18 protein-coding genes and 1 tRNA gene are annotated in these 21,648 nt (G+C 49.7%); 14 read left to right on the forward strand and 5 right to left on the reverse strand.

The features are described from left to right. The first annotated feature begins 6 nt into the window (after positions 1-6). The 11 genes from DFP98_RS00075 to DFP98_RS00125 all read left to right on the forward strand — a co-directional run bounded on the left by DFP98_RS00075 (position 7) and on the right by DFP98_RS00125 (position 14,929). Positions 7-2,133: a YIP1 family protein gene (locus DFP98_RS00075; RefSeq protein WP_116058520.1), complete on the forward strand. Its 2,127-nt coding sequence runs from the start codon at positions 7-9 to the stop codon at positions 2,131-2,133. Further along, positions 2,123-4,411 carry a DUF5696 domain-containing protein gene (locus tag DFP98_RS00080; protein ID WP_116058521.1) on the forward strand — a complete coding sequence of 763 codons (2,289 nt, stop codon included), beginning with the start codon at positions 2,123-2,125 and terminating at the stop codon, positions 4,409-4,411. The genes DFP98_RS00075 and DFP98_RS00080 overlap by 11 nt, the downstream gene beginning before the upstream one ends. After that, on the forward strand, positions 4,408-5,334 hold the full coding sequence (locus DFP98_RS00085) for a carbohydrate ABC transporter permease (protein WP_246016351.1): 927 nt from the start codon (positions 4,408-4,410) through the stop codon (positions 5,332-5,334). The genes DFP98_RS00080 and DFP98_RS00085 overlap by 4 nt, the downstream gene beginning before the upstream one ends. 113 nt (positions 5,335-5,447) lie before the next feature. Continuing rightward, positions 5,448-6,353: a carbohydrate ABC transporter permease gene (locus tag DFP98_RS00090; RefSeq protein WP_220377034.1), complete on the forward strand. Its 906-nt coding sequence runs from the start codon at positions 5,448-5,450 to the stop codon at positions 6,351-6,353. Between the two features lie 40 nt (positions 6,354-6,393). Further along, positions 6,394-7,257, forward strand: coding sequence for a sugar phosphate isomerase/epimerase family protein (locus DFP98_RS00095; protein ID WP_116058523.1), 864 nt, complete (start codon positions 6,394-6,396; stop codon positions 7,255-7,257). A 33-nt stretch (positions 7,258-7,290) separates the two neighbouring features. Next, the gene (locus DFP98_RS00100) at positions 7,291-8,256 is read left to right on the forward strand and encodes a Gfo/Idh/MocA family protein (protein ID WP_181917398.1); all 966 of its coding nucleotides are present in this window, start codon (positions 7,291-7,293) and stop codon (positions 8,254-8,256) included. A 15-nt stretch (positions 8,257-8,271) separates the two neighbouring features. Further along, positions 8,272-9,294 (forward strand): Gfo/Idh/MocA family protein, encoded by a 1,023-nt coding sequence (locus tag DFP98_RS00105; RefSeq protein ID WP_116058525.1) that lies wholly within the window; start codon positions 8,272-8,274, stop codon positions 9,292-9,294. A gap of 18 nt (positions 9,295-9,312) precedes the next feature. Further along, on the forward strand, positions 9,313-11,676 hold the full coding sequence (locus DFP98_RS00110) for a hypothetical protein (RefSeq protein ID WP_116058526.1): 2,364 nt from the start codon (positions 9,313-9,315) through the stop codon (positions 11,674-11,676). A 51-nt stretch (positions 11,677-11,727) separates the two neighbouring features. Next, the gene (gene tatA / locus DFP98_RS00115; RefSeq protein ID WP_116058527.1) at positions 11,728-11,922 is read left to right on the forward strand and encodes a twin-arginine translocase TatA/TatE family subunit; all 195 of its coding nucleotides are present in this window, start codon (positions 11,728-11,730) and stop codon (positions 11,920-11,922) included. Positions 11,923-12,008: 86 nt separating this feature from the next. After that, entirely contained in the window at positions 12,009-12,734 is a 726-nt protein-coding gene (gene tatC, locus DFP98_RS00120) for a twin-arginine translocase subunit TatC (protein WP_342772444.1), read from the forward strand. 26 nt (positions 12,735-12,760) lie between these two features. After that, positions 12,761-14,929, forward strand: a complete 2,169-nt coding sequence (locus DFP98_RS00125) for a glycosyl hydrolase family 28-related protein (protein WP_116058529.1) — start codon at positions 12,761-12,763, stop codon at positions 14,927-14,929. A gap of 137 nt (positions 14,930-15,066) precedes the next feature. Here the strand turns inward: DFP98_RS00125 and DFP98_RS00130 are convergent, their stop codons facing one another. Beyond that, positions 15,067-15,615, reverse strand: a complete 549-nt coding sequence (locus DFP98_RS00130; RefSeq protein WP_116058530.1) for a TetR/AcrR family transcriptional regulator — start codon at positions 15,613-15,615, stop codon at positions 15,067-15,069. Between the two features lie 170 nt (positions 15,616-15,785). Here DFP98_RS00130 and DFP98_RS00135 point away from each other — a divergent pair, with 170 nt between their 5' ends. The 3 genes from DFP98_RS00135 to DFP98_RS00145 all read left to right on the forward strand — a co-directional run bounded on the left by DFP98_RS00135 (position 15,786) and on the right by DFP98_RS00145 (position 18,319). Continuing rightward, positions 15,786-16,955 carry an MFS transporter gene (locus DFP98_RS00135; protein ID WP_116058531.1) on the forward strand — a complete coding sequence of 390 codons (1,170 nt, stop codon included), beginning with the start codon at positions 15,786-15,788 and terminating at the stop codon, positions 16,953-16,955. A gap of 34 nt (positions 16,956-16,989) precedes the next feature. Further along, positions 16,990-18,039 (forward strand): NAD(P)-dependent alcohol dehydrogenase, encoded by a 1,050-nt coding sequence (locus DFP98_RS00140; RefSeq protein WP_116058532.1) that lies wholly within the window; start codon positions 16,990-16,992, stop codon positions 18,037-18,039. Between the two features lie 193 nt (positions 18,040-18,232). Then, a tRNA-Leu gene (locus DFP98_RS00145) sits at positions 18,233-18,319 on the forward strand. 2 nt (positions 18,320-18,321) lie between these two features. On the opposite strand, the gene DFP98_RS39400 is transcribed toward DFP98_RS00145, so the two are convergent. The 4 genes from DFP98_RS39400 to DFP98_RS00160 form a co-directional block, all read right to left on the reverse strand. Then, on the reverse strand, positions 18,322-18,651 hold the full coding sequence (locus DFP98_RS39400; RefSeq protein WP_246016352.1) for a tyrosine-type recombinase/integrase: 330 nt from the start codon (positions 18,649-18,651) through the stop codon (positions 18,322-18,324). A 165-nt stretch (positions 18,652-18,816) separates the two neighbouring features. Further along, a complete protein-coding gene (locus tag DFP98_RS39405) occupies positions 18,817-19,200 on the reverse strand; it encodes a hypothetical protein (protein WP_220377035.1) in 384 nt (127 codons plus the stop codon). Between the two features lie 77 nt (positions 19,201-19,277). Next, the gene (locus DFP98_RS00155) at positions 19,278-19,547 is read right to left on the reverse strand and encodes a helix-turn-helix domain-containing protein (RefSeq protein ID WP_116058533.1); all 270 of its coding nucleotides are present in this window, start codon (positions 19,545-19,547) and stop codon (positions 19,278-19,280) included. Positions 19,548-20,095: 548 nt separating this feature from the next. After that, positions 20,096-21,526: a glycoside hydrolase family protein gene (locus tag DFP98_RS00160; protein WP_116058534.1), complete on the reverse strand. Its 1,431-nt coding sequence runs from the start codon at positions 21,524-21,526 to the stop codon at positions 20,096-20,098. Positions 21,527-21,648: the final 122 nt, after the last annotated feature.

Consider the following 21,648-nt stretch of genomic DNA (forward strand, 5'->3'; position numbering starts at 1 on the left):
GGAACGATGCTTATAAGCAGCAAGACGCTCAGGCAAATGATAAGAATTGGGATAGCGGCAGTCTTGGGAGTCGTTCTTCTCCAGGGAGCGGATCGCCCGGTTTATGCCGAACTGCCCTATACGACCTATTCAAGCGATATGAACAAGTGGATAAGAACGCCCAATGCCTTCGTTCCGAAAGGGGTGTGGGGGGGCCTTAACCATCCGGAGGATTTATTCATAACTTCGAGGGACGAATTGTATGTCGCAGACACGGGAAACAACCGCATCGTGCAGCTTGACCTGGAAGGCCATACGGTTAGAACAATTCCTGATCCGACTGACCAGGATCCAAAGGCAAAGCTGCGGAAACCGGAGGGTGTATTCGTAACGGAAGATGGCGTCATTTATGTGGCGGATACCGGAAGCCGCAGAATCGCCATCTTCGACCGCGACGGGAGGTACATGCAAGAGCTGCTTGCCCCGTCTTCCGAGCTGCTGCCGGCAACGTTCGTGTATGCTCCGCTGAAAGTGGTCGTCGATCAGCGCGGTTATATTTACATGGTTACGAAAGGCGGATATCAGGGGCTGCTGCAGTTGGCTCCCGATGGATCCTTCGCGGGTTTCTACGGGGCTAATAAAGTTCCGACCAGTTGGTTGGACAGCTTGAAGAGAAAATTTTTCACCGAGGAGCAGCTGAAGGAAGAGCTATCGCGCTTGCCGGGTGCGGTTACGAATGTCACTCTTGACGCCCAAGGCTTTATGTTCACGGTTAACAAAGACTTGAAGAGCGGTCAGTTGAAGCGCCTTAATTTCGGCGGAGTCGATCTTCTGATGAATCGTAATTTCGCGCCTTGGGTGAAGCCTCTGGACAAGTTTTCATTTCAAGATGTACACGTGGATTCCCATGGGGTTATGTCGGCGGCGGAAACGACCGAGGGAAAAATATATCAGTATGATAAATACGGCGAGCTACTGTTCGTATTCGGAACGGCTTCCGTCGGCTCGGAGCAGCGGCTGGGGATGTTCAAACGGGTGACGAGCATCGTTGCGGACTCGCACGGCAGCTTATATATCGCCGACGGGGAACAGAATCGCATCCAAATCATGAAACGCACGCATTTTGGAGAACTGGTCCATCAGGCCTCTTATATGGATAACCAGGGAAAGTACGAAGAGGCTCGGGAGCTGTGGGAAGAAATTCATCGCCTGAACGGGATGTACGACAGGGCCTACTTGGGCATAGCCAAAGCCAAGTTCAAAACCGGGGATTACGAACAGGCTATGACGTATTTCGAACAAGCGAAGGATAAGGACGGCTATTCGGAATCGTTCTGGCAGGTGCGAATGAATTTCCTGCTGCGGTATTTCGGTACAGGAATGACGGTGCTGGCTATTGCTCTTATCGGCTTTTTCCTTTATCGGAGAATCATCCGAAGCCGCAAGAAACGTAGGCTTATTCGTGATCAGAGCGAGGACTCGTCGCAAATCCTTCCGCAGGAAAATAGGCGATGGGCGCATCGGGCGCGAAATTTGGCAGAGCCGTGGAAGATGATGCTCGGCATGCTGAGGCATCCGATGAACGGGATGTACGACATAGCCGTTTCGACGCAGGTAAGATGGCGATTCGCACTGTTCTTCGTCGTACTCGGGTTTATTCTCCTCATTGCCGGAAAAGCGGTCGTAAGTATGCTGTTCGCCGCCCAGCGGTTTGAGACCTTGAATTTGACTATGGAGGCAATGAAATACTTCCTGCCCTGGCTATCCTGGATCATTGCCAATTATTTGACGGGATCGGTCATGCGCGGCGAAGGCTCGTTCGGCAAAGTATTTGTCGTGAACAGCTATGCGTTGGCGCCGTATATTCTATTTATTTTACCGATTCAATGGTTGTCTAACGTGCTGACTTTGCAAGAGGGGATTTTTTACGCTGCGGCTAATTACGTGATTGTATTATGGGTGTTGATCCTGATCTTTGTCGGCACCCAGAATGTGCATAATTACAATTTGAAAGAAGCAATCGGCATGATGTCGGTTTCCATTGTCACGTTTCTCTGCCTGTGGGTATTCGGTTTCGTCCTGATCGGATTGATCTACCAGGCGACCGATTTTGTAGCTGGTTTTGGGCGGGAGGTGTGGTTGCGTGTTCGATAAAGCGAAGAAGATATTTGATCGGAAATATTGGAAAAAAGGGGTTGCGGCGGCCGTCATTCTGATTCTCATCGTTGTTGGAACGGTCTGGTGGATGAACCGTCCTCAATCCGTAAACGTGAATTCGGACATTCAATCCAAGGCGGATGCCGCGGCCTTTTTCTCAGGCTTGGACGTGACAGCGGACTTGCCTAAAGGAGAGTCGCGTAACTTCGATGGCGTGCCATGGTTCAAAGCATATGAGCAGAAGAAAACAGCCCTTTGGTTCGATCCGAAGAGCGGGCAAGTAGCCGTCGAGGATAAGAGCAACGGAAAGATTTGGCGCAGCAATCCGGATTCGGCAGCTTTGGCGAAGGATACAACCAAAGGATTATGGCGCTCCCATCTGGAGTCTCCCCTCGTTCTGAGTTACTTCAACGCCGAGCGGACATTAATCAAAGATACCAATCTGAAGGAATTTCCGACTACCGTAAAATGGCAAAGCATCGACGAAGGTGTAGCCTTGATGTACGTTGTCGAGGAACTCGGCTTCCAGTTTTACGTCGAATACCGTCTGGAGGACGATCAATTGGTTGCCCGTATCCCGGAACTAGGGATATTAGAAACGAAAGAGAGCTTGTTGATGGAGCTTCATCTCCTTCCGTTTATGGGGGCATCCCTGAATGGGACCGAAGGCTATTTGCTGGTGCCGGACGGTCCGGGAGGTTTGATCCGATTCAACAAAGCAGATCTCGATTTAATAAATGCCTATAATTACCCGGTATACGGATATGACTGGTCGATTCCCGCCAGTACTCCTTCAACGAGAAGAACGTCCGTTTCCTATCCGGTATTCGGTCTCAATTCGGGGCAGGGGGGATATGTTGCCGTTATCGAGGAAGGGGCCGCCAGGGCGAATATCATAGCAACACCGGCCGGTATCTCAACGCAATTCAACGAAACGCATGCGAAATTCGTGTACCGGCGAATGTACAATCAGCCGACAGGTCTAACATCGAGCATCCTATCCTATGAAAAAACGAAGCCGTACGAAGCTGTTTCGGTGCGCTATATTTTCCTCGATCAGATGGATGCCGACTATGTGGGAATGGCACAAGCCTACCGGGACTACTTGATGTCGCATCGAAAAATAGAGAGGCTCAATCCGAATGTCAAGCAGTCGCCATTGCAGCTTCAGTTCATTATCGGCGCAGGCGAAGCTAATCCACTGGGCGAGAAGCTGAGGATCGCAACGTCGTTCAAGCAGGTGGAGGAAATCGTTCGAAGCCTTGCTAGTCAAGGCGTCACCAACGTCGAAGTCGGATTGGCAGGCTGGCAGAGCGGCGGAGATCCCGGGAACTTGCCGAAGCGATTCCCGATGGAGGAGAAGGCGGGAGGAGAAGAGGGGCTTCGGAATCTAATAGCCGATTTGCGTGAGCAAGGCATTCAAGTAAATCTTAACGATCGTCTGGATTCGGCCTCCAACTCGCGTAATAATGGGTTTTCTCCCGACGAGGATGGGATTCAATCCATTGTAGGCACGCCGCTAATCTATTCTAATGCCGCAGACGAAATCATTTACAAGATCAGTCCGGTAAGAAATGTGCAGAAATACTTGCCCGACCTGATCGAGAATTGGAAGGGACTCGGGGTTGAGAGCGTCAATCTGGTTAACATGGGGACCGATCTGAATAGCGACTTTCATCCGAAGCGTAAGATCAGCAGGGAGCAATCCCTCTCTTACTCCCTTCAAATGACGGATACCGTACGCCAAGCGTTAGGAAATGTCAAAGTATCTGGAGGGTTCGATTATTTATTGGGTCACGTGGATCATATGTTCGACTTTCCCCTTGAATATAATTACGATCTGATCGTGGATGAGCAGGTCCCGTTTTATCCAATAGCCGTACATGGTCTAGTGCCTTATTCTTCAGGCCCTGCCAATCTGAGAGAAGATCAAGCCGTACAATTTTTGCGGGATATCGAATATGGGGCGGTTCCACGGTTTACACTGACTTCCGAGGATCCGCGGTTGCTCAAGAGGACATCGTACGAGAACCTGTTCAGTTCCCAGTATGAAGTGCTTGAACAACGAATTGTGGCCGAATACGAGGCGTTATCGAAGACGGGAGCCAGGAATAGCTTCATTACCGGACACGATAAGCTGGCCGAGGGCGTATTTGAGACCACCTACGAGAATGGGCGCAAAGTTCGGGTGAATTACAATGAAGTCCCCTATCGGGGGGAAGGATTTACGATTGAGCCTATGTTCTACCAAGTTGCGGGGGAGGGGGGGAGATGAGCCGAATGAACATGGGTTCCGTAATGACCAAAGAAGATCATGCGCGACAAAAAAGACTGCAGTCGTTTAAGGACGCCTTGCGCGGATATCTATTCCTCCTGCCCTGGATGTTGGGGATCGTTATGTTCGTCGCCTACCCGCTCATTTATTCCTTCTTTATCAGCTTTCAAAAAGTAGGCGTCAAAAATGACGGATCAGGCTTGAAATACGATTTCGTAGGGATGGACAATTATAAACATGCTTTTGTCGTCGATAACGTCTTTCCGGTCGAAATGTTTCTCTTTATGCGAGAAGTAATGCTGGTCGTGCCTATTACCGTCCTATTCGCTCTTCTGATCTCCATCCTGCTGAACCAGAAGTTCAAGGGGAGAATGCTGTTCCGAGCCGTTTTTTTCTTGCCCGTTATTTTCGCTTCCGGGCAGGTGCTGCTTGAACTGTTCAATCAAGGGCAGGGCACATTGCCTCTTGTGGAGAGATACAACCTGGCGGATGTGATCTACGATGTACTGCCGATAACCGCTGCAGGAACCGTTATGGACTTATTGGGCAAGTTCGTCATTATTCTCTGGTTCTCCGGCGTGCAGATCATTTTGTTTTTGGCGGCATTCCAGACCGTCCCCAGAACGACTTACGAAGCAGCGCAGATCGACGGGGCGACGCCATGGGAATCCTTTTGGAAAATTACGTTTCCCGCCATTTCTCCGTTTATTATTTTGAATCTCATTTATACGTTGGTGGAGCAGTCTTCCAACCCGTTTAATCCCGTTTTAAGCCATATTCTGAAAAATACGACGGATGCCAATACGGGATACGGTTATGCGAGCGCTTTAGGGTGGATTTACTTTGCGTTCATGATGTTGCCCATATTAGTACTTGTGTTTATTGCAAGACGCCAAAGCAAGAGAACGGGGGTGACGAGATGAATGCCGGACAGATACCGACTAGCGAAAAAAGAAGAATGGGGCATTCAACCGTAAAGCGTATGGCTGATTGGCGCGTTAGGCTAAGGTCAAGCGCGAGAATGCAGAAAGGCCGCATGCTGATATTCGGAAGGCATTTTAATGACGGATGGCTATTCAAGCTGGCGATCTACATCATCCTATCCGCAGCCGCGTTGCTGTATCTGAACCCCGTCGTCTATATGCTGACGACTTCCTTGAAGCAAGGAACCGATCTCGTGAATCCGATGATTCAGTGGATTCCGAGCAAGCTGGAGTGGTCCAATTATGCCTCGGCTATCATCGGCTTGCATTACTGGAAGTCCATCGTGCAGACGGGATGGATTTCGATAGCTGCTTCGCTCTTGCAAATGGGGTCTTGCGCGATCGCGGGATATGCCTTTGCCAGAATGAAGATTCCGGGAAAGTCTATCTTCTTCTTCATCGTATTGATGACCTTTCTGATCCCGCCGCAGACGTTGTCGATTCCGTTATATGTGCTTTATTCCAAGCTGGGATGGCTGAATACGCCGCTGCCCCTGCTCATTCCCGGTCTGTTTGCACAAGGGTTGAAGGGCGCGATATTTATTGTGATTTTTCGCCAGTTTTTCGCGACTTTGCCGAAGGAACTGGAAGAATCCGCCCGTATGGACGGAGCGGGTCCGCTAAAGACGTTCTGGAGAATTATGCTGCCTTTGGCCAGACCCGCTCTGCTGATCGTCTTCCTGTTTTCCTTCGTATGGCATTGGAACGATTATTACGAGCCGGCCCTGTATTTGAAAAACGGAGATTTCACTTTGTTGGCCCAAAGCATGCAGTTCCTGCAGGGAAACTTGAATGCGGCTGCCGCTACGGGTTCTTCGATGGGCGGAAGTTATTTCAGCTTGAACGAGTCGATTACGATGGCGGCAGCTTTCTTGATTGTTGCTCCGCCTCTAATCCTATACATGTTCGCGCAAAGATACTTTGTCGAAGGCATTGAACGTACGGGTATTGTGGAATGAGGGAAGAGGATGATTGGAAGAACGAGGAGGAGATGCGGGAATGAAGTCGGGTGTGAGCACTTACAGTTTGGTAGATAAAATTGCATCCAGACAGATGAGCGTGCTGGACGTTATCCAATGGATAGCCCATCAAGGCGGCGAGCATGTCGAGATTGTTCCTGCGGGGTACGACTTGGAAAACAACATGGAGCTTGTCGATGCCATTCGCGGCAAGGCGGAGGAATTGAAGCTGGACATCTCCAACTATGCGATCACAGCCAACTTCGTCGCGGGGGATGAACGGGCTTGCGAAGCTGAAATCGCGCGCGTCATGAAGCATGTCGATATCGCCGATCGGCTCGGCGCGAAGCTGATGCGCCATGATGTAGCGTTCCGCCCCGTTGGGGAAATGACCGAGGCTTACTTCGCTGCCGATCTGGATCGAATGGCGGATGCGTGTCGCCGGATTGCCGATTATGCCGTGCAATACGGTATAACAACAAGCGTTGAAAATCACGGCCACTACGTTCAGGCAAGCGAACGGGTGGAACGGCTGCTTCGCCATGTCGATCGGACTAATTTCAGAACGACCGTGGATATCGCCAATTTTATGTGTGTGGACGAAGATCCGGTCGAAGCTTGCAAGCGAAACGCGCCGTATGCATCGATGGTTCATGTCAAAGATTTCTACGTGCGTCCGTCAGGCTTCGATTATGGAGAAGGGTGGGGCCAATCCGTGGGAGGCAACGCTCTTCGGGGCGCTATTTTGGGCAATGGAGACGTTAACGTAAGGGAAATCTTGCGCATAATCAAGTCTTCCGGTTATGACGGCTACTTGTCATTGGAATTCGAAGGCATGGAGGATAGCCTGACTGGCACTAGAGTGGGGCTGGACAATCTGAAGCGGATTTGGGCGGAAGTATAAACTTAGTGGATTAAGAGAGGGATGGAGCTAGAGATGAGGATCAGAATCGGATTTATCGGCGTGGGCGGCATTGCCCAAGACCATATTCGCGTGCTTAAGAAAATGGAAGATACAGAGATTGTGAGCCTATTTGATCCGAATGCGGACAACGCAAGGCGGGCAGCCGAAGCGACCGGAGCCCAGATCATGGACAGTGCGGATCACGTGCTGGATAAGCAGCGCATCGATCTTGTCTTCATTTGTACGCCGCAGTTTGCCAGGGGAGACTTGGAGATCGTTGCGGCCCGCCGGGGAATTCCGTTCTTCGTCGAGAAGCCGCTTGGCGTTGACGCGGAGGTGGTCCGGCAGAAAGAAAAGCTCATCCGCGAGACGGGAATTATCCATACGGTTGGTTATGTGCTGCGCTATTACGATACGGTTCAGCAAGCGAAGCGCTATTTGCAGGGAAGACGCCCTCATCTCATTCAAGGCGTCCGGATAGGCGGCTCACATCCAGCCAAGTGGTGGAAGCAGCTCGATAGGTCAGGCGGACATTTGGTAGATACCGCCACCCATCAGGTCGATATGATTCGTTATGTCGGCGGCGAAATTCGCGAGGTGCAGGCTGTGTTCGGACGCGTGTCGTTCGAACAAATCGAGCCGGATAGCACGATTCCCGATGCCGGAGCGATGAACTTCGTGATGGACAGCGGGGCCGTAGGTTCGCTCACGGAATCCTGTTTGTCGCCGTTCCATGCCGGGTCGGACATTAAGTTTTTCGGGGCCGATTTCTTTGTCCATTTGAGTCAGAACGGCAGCCAGTTAACGCTGATCGACAATGAGCAGAGCCTGACGGTAACGGCTGAGCGGGATCCCGGCTATGAGCAGTGCAGAACGTTGGTCGACGCCGTGAAGTCCGGCAATCCGAGCTTGATCTTATGCGACTATGCCGATGCGCTTCGGACGTTGGAGGTTACGCTGGCCGCAAACAAATCCGAACAAAATCGGATTAAACCTTAACGAGGAGGAATTACGATGTCTATTTTGCGATTTGCGGTAGTGGGAACCGGTTGGGTGGCGGGTGAATATTTGAAAGCGATACATGCCCGCCAAGATGCGGAGGTGTATGCCGTCGTCAGCGCCCATCAGGCGCATGCTCAGCAGCGGCTTGCTGAGCTAGGCATAATTGCGCGAATCTTCGAACGTTACGAGGATGCGGTAGCGGATCCGCAGGTAGATGCCGTCGTTCTCTGTTCCACGCCCGGCATTCGTCCGGAGCAAGCGGTGCTGGCCGCGCGCCAGGGCAAACACATCGTCTTCGAGAAGCCGTTGGCCATGAATCGGGAAGGCTTATGGGCAATAGCGGAGGCGCTTGAAGCAAATCCGGTGCATACGGTCGCCGGATTTGTCTTGAGGTGGAACCCCTCCTTCAACAACACGAAAGCGTTGATCGAAGACGATGCGATCGGCCGGGTGTTCATGGCGCAGATTGATTACTGGCACAACATCGGTCCGCATTATCCGCAGTATCGATGGAGCAAGACGAGGGCGCTCGGCGGCAGCAGCATGCTGTCCGCCGGCTGCCATGCAGTGGATGCCGTCCGTTACTTCGCTGGAGAAATCGAAGAGGTGACCGCGTACGGCTGCCGGACCTGGGCGGATTCGGAATACGAATTCGATTCGAACGCGATTGCCATATTCAAGCTTAGAAACGGCGGTATCGGCAAAGTGTCGTCGTCGCTGGAATGCAAGACGACGTACAAGTTCAACATTCATCTGCTCGGCGAGAAAGGCGCCATTATGAACAACCAATTGTATAGCCACAAGCTGCCGGGGCAGACAGAATACGCGACAATCCCGACGATTCTGCCGGACAGCGGGGACGTTTCGCATCACCCTTTCGCTGAAGAGATCGACGATTTCATGCAATCGCTTCGAGGGAAAACCCGGTCGCGCTGCGATTTTTTCGATGCGATGCAAACGATGGAGGCGTGTTTCGCCATTGACGAATCCCTAGCGAGCGGACGGAAGGTTTCCTTGCCGCTGGTTAGATCGTAGAAGGAGCTGCATAAAGAAATGATAGAATCCCGTCAAACCGAACCCAATTGGAACCGCATTTCAGGCTTGTTTCCGCGAACTCGATCCAAACGCATCTATATTCATCCTCCCCTGTCGGACACTTTGGTTGAAGTTCGGCCGGATTTCACCTTGTTGATCAAGGATGCACTTGGTCGCAGAGGAGATTTACGACGAGGGCACGGCTTCTTTATCGGCGAGGAGCAGGGAGCAAAGCCGCGGTTTTTCGATTATCGGAACGTCGAGCAAGCGCTATTGGCACCCCAGGAGCCGATTCTGCATTCATCGATCAAGCAAGCGGATTTTGACCACAACCTGACCAGCTTAACGTTAAAAGCTTCGGATGGAGGCCTGCGCATCTATCAATTTTTGACGGTAACGAACCTGCATCCGACACAAGCGAGAACAGGCGAGTGGTACTTCCTGAACGTCGAGGCTAGCCATCGCGATTTCTATCGCCATGTAAACGAGGACTACGTGCCCTACGAAAGTAGGGCTGAGGCTTGGTTTAGCGGAATGCCTTTAGCGCAGCGTGCGATCAACGAAACGTCCGGTTGCTTGATCGGTGGGGAGGGCGAAACGATCCTTCGTTACAAAGCCGATCCGACCTCCCACGTGGAGTATGCAGCGGAAGCCGGCGATTACCGGAACGTCCTCCAATTCCAAATGCATCTCGCTCCAGGCGAGACCAAGCAAATCCAGATCGAGATTTTCGACACGTTTGTTCATAAGAGGGGCAGTCCGGAAGCAAGCGGGAATGACCGCTTCCTTGATGAGCCATCTGCGATTCGGCAAAGCCAGGAAATCTGGAGAAATGCCTTATCGGGAATGGCAGGCATTCAAGTTCCTGAACAGGTAATTCAGTCGATATTCGATACGGCCAAGACGAATACACTGCAGCTGATCGCCCAGCAGAACGACGGATCGGCTCTTCCGGGGCAAGGGGGCTTTAATGATTATACGGTTGTATACACGTGGGAAGTGTCCAACTATTTACGGATACTTAGTCGGTTAGGCGCCACGGATACCGTCAAGAAAACGATGCAATACTTCTTAAGCACGCAAGCCGGCAGTATCGGCCCGGAGGGGGACATCCTGTCGCCGGAAGGTTCGTTCCGCGCGCATATATTCTGGATGTGCGAGACGGGCTCGGTGCTAGGATTGCTGGCGGATTATTATTCGATGACCAAAGATCGGGAATGGTTGGAAGCCAATCTGTCCATCATTCTTAAAGCCTGCGACTGGGTCAGTCAAGAGCGCAATGCCACAAAAAAGTACGAAGCAGACGGCACGAAAGTGGCCCACTACGGTTTGCTGCCCAAAGGGCGCGTTCATGATTGGCCGGATAGCGGCTATTTCTTCTTATCTAATGCGGCGACGTGGCAGGGCTTGGACCTCATGGCTGCGGCTTTGGCCGATATCGACCATCCGGCTGCCGCCCGGTATATCGCCGAGGCTAACGATTACAAGCAATGCATTCTAGCTTCCGTGCAGCAAGCAACCTACGAGCTGCCCGAGGAGGGGCACGTTAGGTGGATATCCAACGAAGTGTACACGAAGCCCGATATCCGGGCAGCGGTCTATGCGATCGACGGTCCGACTTATTTAATGGATACGGGACTTATCGATCCTTCGGATGAGATCGTTCCAGAGATCGAATATGTGATGCGCAAGCGCTATGCCATGAGCGATTTGTTTGCCGTTAAGCTGCCGGAGATGGAGGATGCGGAGCTGGGGGAGCTGCAGAAGACATGGGCCGGGGCGCCAATTGATCTTTATTACGTGAACAATACGGAAAAGATATGGCACCGCGTCTGGAGCTTACGGGGCGAGAGGGAAAAAGCGCTGCGCTATTTCTATGCGACGATGGCTTTTTCTACGACGCTGGATACGATGCACGTGCATGAACGATTTAGCCCGCAATTGCAATGGCTGTCTCCGTGGCAGCCGAACGGCAGCGGGAATGGCCGGATTATGGAGATGATATTGAACTCCCTCTATGTATTGGAGGGAAATAAGCTTCAGCTTCTGCCCTGTATTCCTGCGGATTGGTTGGATGTGGGTAAAGCCGTGCAAGTCAGAGGAATGGCTACATTTTACGGAGAACTTTCGTTCCGCGTGGAAAGAAGTTCGCAGCTTTCAATTGACGTGGAGCTTCACCTGCCTGCCGGAATCAAGGAAATGATCATAAATCTATTTACGAAAGACGAGTACGTCATACAAGCGGTAGAAGCGTTAAGCATGGATGGTCAGGCAGCGGAGTGGAGCGGAAGCCTGAGCGCGAATGCGCTGAGTTTGACCGCTCCCTGTCGAGAACTGAATTTTAAGGTGGCGCTGTCGGGAAAGGCGGTGATGCCCCAATGATCGCGTTTGATCGCTGAAAACCGGATATTCAATGGGAAAGGAGGAAGCTTCATGGCGGGAATTGGGACGACAGGTTTGATCATCATCATCTTCGTGGCCTTGCTTTTGTTCGGTCCAAGTAAATTGCCCGAATTGGGAAAGGCATTCGGCCGAACGCTGAAGGAGTTTAAGAACGGTGCCAAGGATCTTGCATCGGACAATGAACTTAAGTCTGAGAGCAAAGAAATACCGCAAATCGAGAAATAGCAGGTTCCTTTTCGTACGATGGGGAGGGGAGCGAGTTCATCAAGATGCCGGGTATTGAGAAAAAAACCTTAACTTTGTTGGCGCATATGAATGAATTGCGCAGGCGTTTGATCTGGATATGCGCTTGCTTTACCCTAACTGTGATCGGGGGAATGTTTTTAGCCAAACCTATGTTTCAATTTCTGCTGGCTCAACCCCCGGCCAACGGGATGAAGATGAACGCATTTTCACCTTGGGACGCGATCGGGATATGGATGAAATTCGCCCTGCTCATTGGGCTGATCGTATCCTTGCCAATCATTATGTATCACGTATGGGCATTCGTGAAGCCCGGCCTGCACCGCTCGGAGCAGAAAGCAACCATGAAATACATTCCCTTCGGAGTGATTTTCTTTGTGCTGGGATTGGCTTTTGCCTATTATATCGTGTTTCCGATGGCGTTTTACTTCGCATCCCGTTTATCAAAAGAGATGGGGCTGCAAGAAACCTACGGGATAGGCCAATATTTGAGCTTCATGTTTAATCTTTTGCTGCCTATCTCCCTGTTGTTTGAATTGCCGATTATGGTTATGTTCTTGACGCGAATAAAGTTGTTGAATCCCAAGACGCTAAAGAAATTCAGGCGAATCGCCTATTTGGTCTTGGTCGTGATTGCAACGATTATTACGCCTCCGGATATCGTTTCGGATTTTCTCGTTATTATTCCGTTAATCGTTTTGTTCGAATTCAGCGTGCTGCTCTCCATTATGGTGCATCGCAAGCAGCACTCGGTTATTGGAGAGATTAATGCAGCGCCCATGAATGCAAATTGAAAAATGAACAATAAGGAGGATGTTAGATGAGAGAAGACAATCAGGATCAACGGTTATTCGAACAAGAGGGGAGTCAAGGTACAGGAGGGGAATTAATTAGCAGAAGGAAATTGCTAGGCGGGATTGGGGCGGTAGGCGCGGTCACGGCAGGCGCATGGCTCTTGGGATCGTTAGGGGGAAATCTGCCGACCGTACGTGCAATGGAGGACAAGAGCGGCGAGGAATTAGCAGATTGCTGCAAGATGGTTACGATCGCGCAGTTGAGAGCGCTAACATCGCCGGAAACCGATCATGTTTATTATGTGAAAGATCGCGACCAGGAAGGTCCTTTTTATTACGATAATACCGATACGACTTCTGCAGACAATACAGGGATCATCCTCGTATCGACTTCGGGCGCCAGATTCAGGCGGATTTTTGACGGACCTGCCCATGTCAAATGGTTCGGGGCGAAAGGAGACGGTACGACGGACGACACGGCGGCCATTCAATTGGCGATTGATTCGTATTCTCACCTTTATTTCTCCCCTTCCTCCTACAGAATAACGGATTATGTATTTTTGCAGGATAATTCCCGCATCGAAGGCACCCGAGCCTCCAAAATATTTATGTCGACGAACCCGGACGGCGTAAACCTAATATCCGCGAAGGACAAAGTGAATGTTACAATCGATAACCTCTGGATTGAGGGTGTATACGGCGTTGGCAATCCTTTTCCGGTTCGCGGGGTCATGGAAGGTCAGGGCGTTACGCTCGCAGTCTACGGATGCAGGAACGTGGTCATAACCAATTGCTATTTTACTTATAACGGATTAGGTTCAGGCAATGTTTACGTATCCAAATGCAAAGATGTCGTGGTTACGAATAACTATTTAGAGAAGTCGATGAATGGGATTTGTTTCGATAATTGGTACGGCGAGGATGACACGCCTGGCGGAACGCATGTGGAAAATGTGACTGTCGCGAACAACGTATTAAGCGATATGGGCGGCAGAGCTATCGCATGCGACTTGGATGAGGCTCCGGCCAGAAATTCTAACATCGTGATCGTTGGCAATACGATTAGGGGCGCTGCGTATGCGGCAATTGCCGTTAATGCCAGGGGCGTTTCGGTCGTAGGCAATATTGTCGATGGCAAGAGAGATGGCGGAATCACTACCGTGGGCGGTCAGCAGTCTTTGCCAACCTATTACGGAATTTTATCGAATTTCGATTGCGAGTATATTCATATAGCGGATAACGTATTTAAGGAAATGTTTATGAACGGCGTTAAAATTCTAAACGGATCCAATGTATCGATCATGAACAACACCTTTGATTTTGCGGTGAACTATTTGAATCAGAATAATAACCAGGTACTAGACTTAAATGAGCCTAATAATCAAATGATTTGCTTGGAATGGGATACGAATGCGTACATCGCGCCTTATACGATTCGAATCGAGGGCAATACGATCGTTAATGACAGAAATCCGACGGGCGTAGAGCCAATCGCTGAACTGATCTACTTAAAGGATACAACAAATAGCGAGGAAAAGGCAGCCGCTTCATTTATCCATGTGACCAATAATCAAATTCGGTCGAAGAAAATTTCTACCGCCATACAATATACCAAATCGTTGGCTCAAGACTGGGGAACAGGGAAGTTGTATATTACCGGCAATACCATCTATTCTCCCGTCAAGTCGGGAACCGCCATCACGGCTATGAGATTGGACGAGCTTCACATCGAAGGAAACAAAATCAACGGTATCGCCATCGCGATCGAGACGGGAATGGGGGGCCTTACGAACTTTAACGGCAACGTGATTCGTAATTACAACACGGCTTATTTCTTCTACGTTGCAAATCTATTAAACGAGATCGACCAGCTCATCGTTCAAGATACGATAATAGGCAATCCCGGGGAAGGATCGTACGTCTTTACCGGAACGGTGAATAATCCTTACATCGTAGCTTCATCGAATGGCGCCGGTATGAAATTTATCGATGTAAACGTGGATCAAATCAAGGGAACTTATTATCCGGCCAACCTTGTGGTCGAAGGCTCCGATTCGCCTCCTACGGCGGGGAGATGGGCCGTCGGCGATCGCATAACGATCCAAAACGTCACCGCGGGCGGCTATTCGGGATATATCTGCACGACGTTAGGTACGCCAGGTACGTGGAAACAGTACGGCGCGATACTAGCTTGAAAGAATGATTGTAGATAAAAGGATGGGAAAACATCTTTGGATTGAAAAAAGATGTTTTCCCGTACTCTAAATGAACGGTTAGAATTCGGATACCTCCTCCAAACCCCATTTTCTCCTGAAAGTTATATCATACCCGCTCAAAGACTTCTCTCCAGCAACGCGCCAGCTTGTTCGGCGATGACTTGGGGAGGATACGGCATGCCGTTTTTAATCCACCATTCAATAATCCCTACATAAGCGTTGCCGGCAAACTGCAAAATGACCTCTTCGTTTAAGCTCGTATTCCGGCCGCTGTCTCTGTCGATTTCGCCTCTGAAGCCGTCCATGAAGGAAGCGAGAAGCTGGGATCTAAACGAAGACGGAGCTTCTTTGCTGGCCAGCATCGTGGAAAAGAATAAATAATTTTTTTGAAAATATTCAAAATAAGGCACAAGAGCTTCTTTCCAATCCAACTCGCATGCCCATTTATCCATTTCCCCCAATTCGTTAAAATGCACTTCTATGAGTTTGTCCAGCAGATCGAATTTGTCTTGATAATGAAGGTAGATGGTGCCGCGATTTAAGTTTGCGCGATCCGCAATGTCCTGGATGGTGATTTCGTCGAATTTTTTTTCGCTCATCAATCCGATCACGGCCTGCTTCAAAGCTTCTTGCGTTTTAAGCACTCGCCGATCCGTTTTAGCCATAGTAAGCCCCCAATCTTCTGAAGATAATGAACATTTTCTGCTCATATGTTGATATCTCAACACAATCCGTGTTTTTAACTATTGCATACAACTTCTACAGCCCTATAATAATAAACACCCGTTGATTAAGCAATCATGTTTGATTATTTCATCTTGGAAGAGGTGTTGCATTGCCAAAGCAAAATCGTTTACTAATAGGGATACTAACGTTAGGAGTCTTCGGGATCTTAAATACTGAGATGGGGATTATCGGTTTATTGCCGTCCATTGCGGAGCGCTTCGAGGTGAGCGTGTCTCAAGCCGGATGGCTGGTGAGCGCGTTTGCTCTTGCGGTGGCTCTTTCTGGCCCGATCTTGCCCTTACTGCTTTCAGGGATCGACCGGAAGAAGGTCATGCTGCTTGTGCTGGGCGTTTTCGTGCTGGGAAATATGGTGGCCGTATTCACCTCCAGCTTTTGGGTGGCATTAGCCGCTCGCGTAATTCCCGCCTTTTTTCATCCGGTATACTGTTCATTGGCATTAACAGTTGCGGCGGCTTCTGTTCGGAAGGAGGAAGCTCCAAGAGCAGTTGCCAAAGTCTTTATAGGCGTATCGGCCGGGATGGTCGTCGGGGTGCCAATTGCCAGTTTTATTGCGAGCGCCGTTTCCTTACAAATGGCATTGGCCTTCTTTGCCGCTGTAAATATCCTGGTTTTCATAGCTACAGCGTTATTCGTTCCCTCCTTGCCCGTCGTGGAGAGAGTCGCATACGGAGAGCAATTATCCATCTTGAGGAAGTCGTTAACCTGGCTTTCCGTTGCGGCTATTATTTTTATCAATTCTGCTATATTCGGAGTATATAGTTACCTTGCAGAGTATCTCAAGACGGTTACTCATATGCCAGCCAACTGGATTAGTATACTGTTGTTCGTCTTCGGCGCGGCCAATATGATTGGCAACGTAATTGCCGGGAAGCTGCTTGCCAAGCAGGCGATGAAGTTTGTCTTTCTGTTCCCTTTTGCATTGGGGGCTGTGTATATTCTATTATTTTTTACAGGACAGCTTAGCTGGCCGATGGCGATTATTACTTTGGTCTGGGGGATATTGGCGGGGATCGGGGCGAATATGAATCAATATTTAATGATGTCCGCCGCTCCTAAGGCGCCTGATTTCGCTAACGGATTATTTTTGACGTCTGCTAATTTAGGGGTAACCGTTGGCGCGCCCGTAGGCGGATTGTTCATAGCGCAAATGGGTACGCCATACGTCGTGTTAGTAGGGATATTATCTTTAGTTTTCGGTTTTGTAACTATAGTTGCAAGAAATTCCCGGATTTTAGCTGGCAGACAGCTTTCAAGGTAAGTCCAATAAAACTCAACTTTCAGGAGGTAAAAGGATGATCGCTGTAAATGCACGCGCTGTTTTTAGTCCGGAAGGTCCGTTTAAGCTGACGACAATCGAGCGCAGAGACCTTAAGCCGCATGATGTCCTTATTGAGATCAAGTATGCGGGAATTTGCCACTCCGATATTCATACGGCTCGCGGCGATTGGGGACCGGTCGACTACCCGCTCGTACCGGGACACGAAATCGCGGGGATCGTCGCCCAAGTGGGGGCGGACGTTACCCGATATGCGGCCGGCGATCGAGTCGGGGTAGGCTGTATGGTGGATTCCTGCAGACAATGCGAGCCCTGTCAAAATGGAGAAGAACAGTACTGCGAAAGCGGAAATACGGGAACCTATGCAGCGATCGACAGGTATGGCCAATATACGCAAGGCGGTTATTCTACGCATATTGTGGTGACGGAGGACTTCGTTGTTAAAATACCCGACGGCATTGCGCTTGATGCCGCTGCCCCGTTGCTGTGCGCCGGTATCACAACCTATTCGCCGCTCCGCCATTGGGGAGCCGCTCCCGGCAAGAAAGTGGCTGTTATTGGGCTAGGCGGACTTGGGCATATGGCGGTGAAGCTTGCGCATGCGATGGGAGCGGAAGTTACCGTTTTATCGCAAACGTTGAAGAAAAAAGAAGACGGCTTAAAGCTGGGAGCAAGTCATTATTATGCCACTAGCGATGCGGAGACGTTTAAGAAGCTGGCGAATTCGTTCGACCTTATCATCAATACCGTAAGCGCCAAAATCGATATTAACGCCTATCTGTCGCTGCTTGCGCTAGACGGTACTTTGGTTAACGTCGGCGCGCCGTCGGAGCCTCTTCCAGTTCAAGTTTTCTCGCTAATTCCTTATCGTCGCTCTTTCGCAGGGTCGACGATCGGCGGAATTCGCGAAACGCAGGAGATGCTGGATTTTTGCGCTGAACACCGCATTGTTCCGGAAATCGAGATCATCTCCGCCTCGCAGATTGATGAAGCCTGGGAGCGCATACTGGCCTCGGATGTTCGGTATAGGTTCGTCATCGACATCGGCACGATGGAGAATGAATAATCCTTAATTGCAGAGGCTGTCCCATAAGCGTTTCAGGTTACCCTCAAAATTAATCGGTGAGTAAGATGCAAGATTTGAAGGACCGTCAGGGCGAATTTCCTGACGGTTTCTCGAAAGTCGAAGAAATGCTTGACCTAATCAGAGATATTGTGGTAAGATATTGAACGTTGACGCCAAACAACAAGCAACACATGCGGTCATGGCGGAATTGGCAGACGCGCTGGCTTCAGGTGCCAGTGGTAGCAATACCGTGGAGGTTCGAGTCCTCTTGACCGCACCACCTTACGAATGTACGAGCTCTTGAACTTGTCCTTGTGACGGTTCAGGAGCTTTTTGTTTGATTGGGATTTGCAACGTGCTGCTCATGACTTGCGCTGACGAAACCTTGGAGCTGTAATCCAGGTGAGCATAAATGTTAGCCGTCGTGGAGTAATGACTATGCCCGAGCCATTCCTGAATTTCTTTCAGGCTTACACCATTTGCAAGCAACAAACTCGCACAACTGTGGCGAAGATCGTGGAAACGAATATGCCTAAGCTCGTGGTTTTTAAGAACAATCGGAAAATGTTGCGTGATATATCCCGGCTTGATTCGATCTCCCAGTTTGTTCACGTAGATGTAATCGCTTTCCTTCATAGGATACGGGAATGACGGTATGGCGTATGGAAATCGTTTGATGCTGAAAGTCGATAGCGCTCCACTTCAATCCGACAATTTCGCTTCGTCTGATGCCGTAAAACGCGGCTAAATACACGCCCAATTCCACAGGATCATCTTTTACGACTTAAAATGGCTGATTAAGTTCCTCACAATTTTGCCCTTCATATTAAAGGAATAAGCCGCATGAGTAGTCACTTCAACCTGATACTTCATCACTTCAAGCCACTCCAACATGAAATCTGCGAACAGAATGCCGGCTGGACGTTGTTCATCAGTTGCTGCTTCTTCTACAACAGGTGGCGCTACTTCCTCCTCAACGGACTCAGAAGGAATTTCAAAGTTCTTTCGTGCATCTTGCAGCATCCCCTCTGCTCTCTTCTTATTGCCCTTTATAGGCAACCCTGTTGCTATCCACTTGGTTTTCCGTTTACCCTTTTCAACCTTGTAGTTTAGAACAATATAGTAATTGCCTTTTTTTTCTTGAAGGTGGCCTGCTACCATTTTGTTTCCCTCCCAGGATAGCAACCCTGGCTTACTACCATCGACACTTAGATTATAGCAACGGAATCAATAATGGTTCAAAGCTGCAAAGTGTCATGATCTCGCGGTGTGCCAAGGGCCATGATTTCCCGCAAATAATAGATGATGTTTAGCTTCGGGATTCTGTAAAAGCGACCGATGCGAAAGTGAGCGATACGCCCTGATGGAAGTAATTTGCGGCCTGTTTTGGTACTGATGCCGCCTAACATAGTACACATTTGTTCGACCGTTACGACATGGGGCATGGCCTGAAAGAGGAGCTGGTAAGCGTCAGTTTCAATAACATGTTGCTTTTCATCATTCGACATGGGCGATCTCCTTATTAAATGGCAAGGTACATAGAGGTTCTGAAATATTCCTCTATTACCGTTTCATTTTTTTGATGAAATCGGACGTCTCCAAGAAAGACTTTTTTCTGGATACACTGAAAACACTTTGTATTATGAATGAAAAACGATGGGGGGCTTGTAGTATGTGAATTGAAGAAATGAAAGCTTTTGGAGGAGAGAAGCACACAGGGAGAATTGGCTCTACGTATTTTAAGAAATCAACAAAAAGAAAGCTGGCTCAGCTATGGAATATATTCAGTTACACAGGGAGTGTTTCAATTTTATAATAATACTAAACAACCGTGCATGATGAAAAAAAGATTACAGAAACCTACATAGCGGTAATTGCTTTATAAGAAAAGGAAGTATAAACACTTTAGCTGTTATATAGCCGATTAAATAAAAAAAAGCGATGCCTACTCGAAAATTCGGAGTAAGTGTCGCTTTTTTCATATCCATAGCAGGAACCTACCGAAAAAAAGTTAGTTCTTCAGCGGCCTCGAAATTCCAGCGGGTGTCGTACTAACTTACGACAGATTAAACGCTACTATTTTCTCGGCCGACTCGATCAGTTTACCTTTTCCAGATAGGAGGAACACCTCGAGCTTCATCATCTGGCCGTTCATGCCTTCCGGTTTGATTAACGGAATCGAGAAGGAACCATTCTGGGCAATGCGGTCAAGATAGGCTGTCCCCGCTTCGAACAAATCCCCGTTTGCTTTGTAAATGCGATACCCGATCCAGATCGTCTGATCTTTCCATTTCTTCATAGCCTTCGAATTTACCGCTCCATACAACAGAAATTCGTTCGTGTTCAAGTTTTCTGTCAGCTTGGCAACCGAGAAATGCTTGCCCTTAAAGCCGTCTAGCGCTTTCTCGAGCACGGCATCGCCATCGGTCAGCTTGCCGACGATCCGCCAGATGTCGTAAGTAAACTCCGCTCTTCCGGTCAAATTCGGAGCAGCTTCGCTATCCGTAAAATACGCCCCGATCGAGTTCGGATCCGGAAGCGTGCCATGTACAGTGCGCAGCAATCCTCCGTTATGATTCCTCGGGAAACCCGTTGTCGAAGGGCTAATTGTCCCCTCGATTTTCCACTGTCCTCCCCCGCCCCATACCGATCCGCCGTCGATACTGACGATCTGCTGGCCATCGGTGATATAATTCGGATTCCCGGAAGGATAAGGATGCAGTTCTCTTATCGCGTAGAAGCGATCGCGGGTCGGATCATACGCGATATCGAAGTTGTTAAGAAAGTCGGGTTGATCGCTTGCGTTCCTTAACCCGTCATTAGTCAGCCGGATTGGGGGTCCGATAGACGGACTAGCCATTTGAATTAAGTTCATATCGATTCGATACGCCTCGGTAGCCGTCGGACCTCCTTTCGTGAAGAAGAGTAAGACCCTTCCTTGCCCGTCTACGCTTGTCGCCGAAGGCTGGCCAACTCCCCAGAAGCCGTCGTTCGGGTACTCCACGAGCGGATTCGGATATTTCACCCACTCGCCTGCCAGATCATCGGAGAAGGCGACGCCGATCTGATTGTGGGCACTTCCGTTCACGTCGTTGCCCAGATAGAACAACGCATAATCGTACTCCGCCCCGTTATAATTGAATTTCCCCGCTACGACGCTCGGATCGCATACGTGATTGCTGTCCCAGGAACCCGTGGGACCCGCCTGAAGTACGGACTTGGACTCGGTGACGACTCCATTCTCCGTTCTGGTATAGTAAATATGGTCTTTGATGACGCCATCGGCATCATTATGGCATGTCCACATATGCTCGACATCGCCCTCGCGAATGATGGAAGGAGCGTACGCATACCGGTCGCCTGCCGGATCGTATACCTTCGTTAACGTATGCTTATTCCATTCAACGGCAGCGCTTGCGCCCGTTAAAGGAATGGTGGCAACCAGGATCGTTAATAGTATAAGCAATAGCGGTTTTCTTTTTTCCACTATAAACATCCTCCTGACAGGACAACGAGATAGCGGCCCCGGGAACCGCTTGCTTATATCTTAGGTGCCGAATTTCGGAGCGGTCTACTTTGATCTTTTGACTGTCTTTTGTTTACCTCGGA

Source organism: Cohnella phaseoli (genome assembly GCF_003386235.1).
Taxonomy (GTDB): Bacteria; Bacillota; Bacilli; order Paenibacillales; family Paenibacillaceae; genus Cohnella; species Cohnella phaseoli.

Coding starts and splice junctions, on each gene's coding strand:
- DFP98_RS00110 (WP_116058526.1), top strand. CDS start 9,313: ATGATAGAATCCCGTCAAACCGAACCCAATTGGAACCGCATTTCAGGC.
- DFP98_RS00140 (WP_116058532.1), top strand. CDS start 16,990: ATGATCGCTGTAAATGCACGCGCTGTTTTTAGTCCGGAAGGTCCGTTT.
- DFP98_RS00100 (WP_181917398.1), top strand. CDS start 7,291: ATGAGGATCAGAATCGGATTTATCGGCGTGGGCGGCATTGCCCAAGAC.
- DFP98_RS00155 (WP_116058533.1), bottom strand. CDS start 19,547: ATGTCGAATGATGAAAAGCAACATGTTATTGAAACTGACGCTTACCAG.
- DFP98_RS00095 (WP_116058523.1), top strand. CDS start 6,394: ATGAAGTCGGGTGTGAGCACTTACAGTTTGGTAGATAAAATTGCATCC.
- DFP98_RS00085 (WP_246016351.1), top strand. CDS start 4,408: ATGAGCCGAATGAACATGGGTTCCGTAATGACCAAAGAAGATCATGCG.
- tatC (WP_342772444.1), top strand. CDS start 12,009: ATGAATGAATTGCGCAGGCGTTTGATCTGGATATGCGCTTGCTTTACC.
- tatA (WP_116058527.1), top strand. CDS start 11,728: ATGGCGGGAATTGGGACGACAGGTTTGATCATCATCATCTTCGTGGCC.
- DFP98_RS00130 (WP_116058530.1), bottom strand. CDS start 15,615: ATGGCTAAAACGGATCGGCGAGTGCTTAAAACGCAAGAAGCTTTGAAG.
- DFP98_RS00075 (WP_116058520.1), top strand. CDS start 7: ATGCTTATAAGCAGCAAGACGCTCAGGCAAATGATAAGAATTGGGATA.
- DFP98_RS39405 (WP_220377035.1), bottom strand. CDS start 19,200: ATGGTAGCAGGCCACCTTCAAGAAAAAAAAGGCAATTACTATATTGTT.
- DFP98_RS00105 (WP_116058525.1), top strand. CDS start 8,272: ATGTCTATTTTGCGATTTGCGGTAGTGGGAACCGGTTGGGTGGCGGGT.
- DFP98_RS00090 (WP_220377034.1), top strand. CDS start 5,448: ATGCTGATATTCGGAAGGCATTTTAATGACGGATGGCTATTCAAGCTG.
- DFP98_RS00125 (WP_116058529.1), top strand. CDS start 12,761: ATGAGAGAAGACAATCAGGATCAACGGTTATTCGAACAAGAGGGGAGT.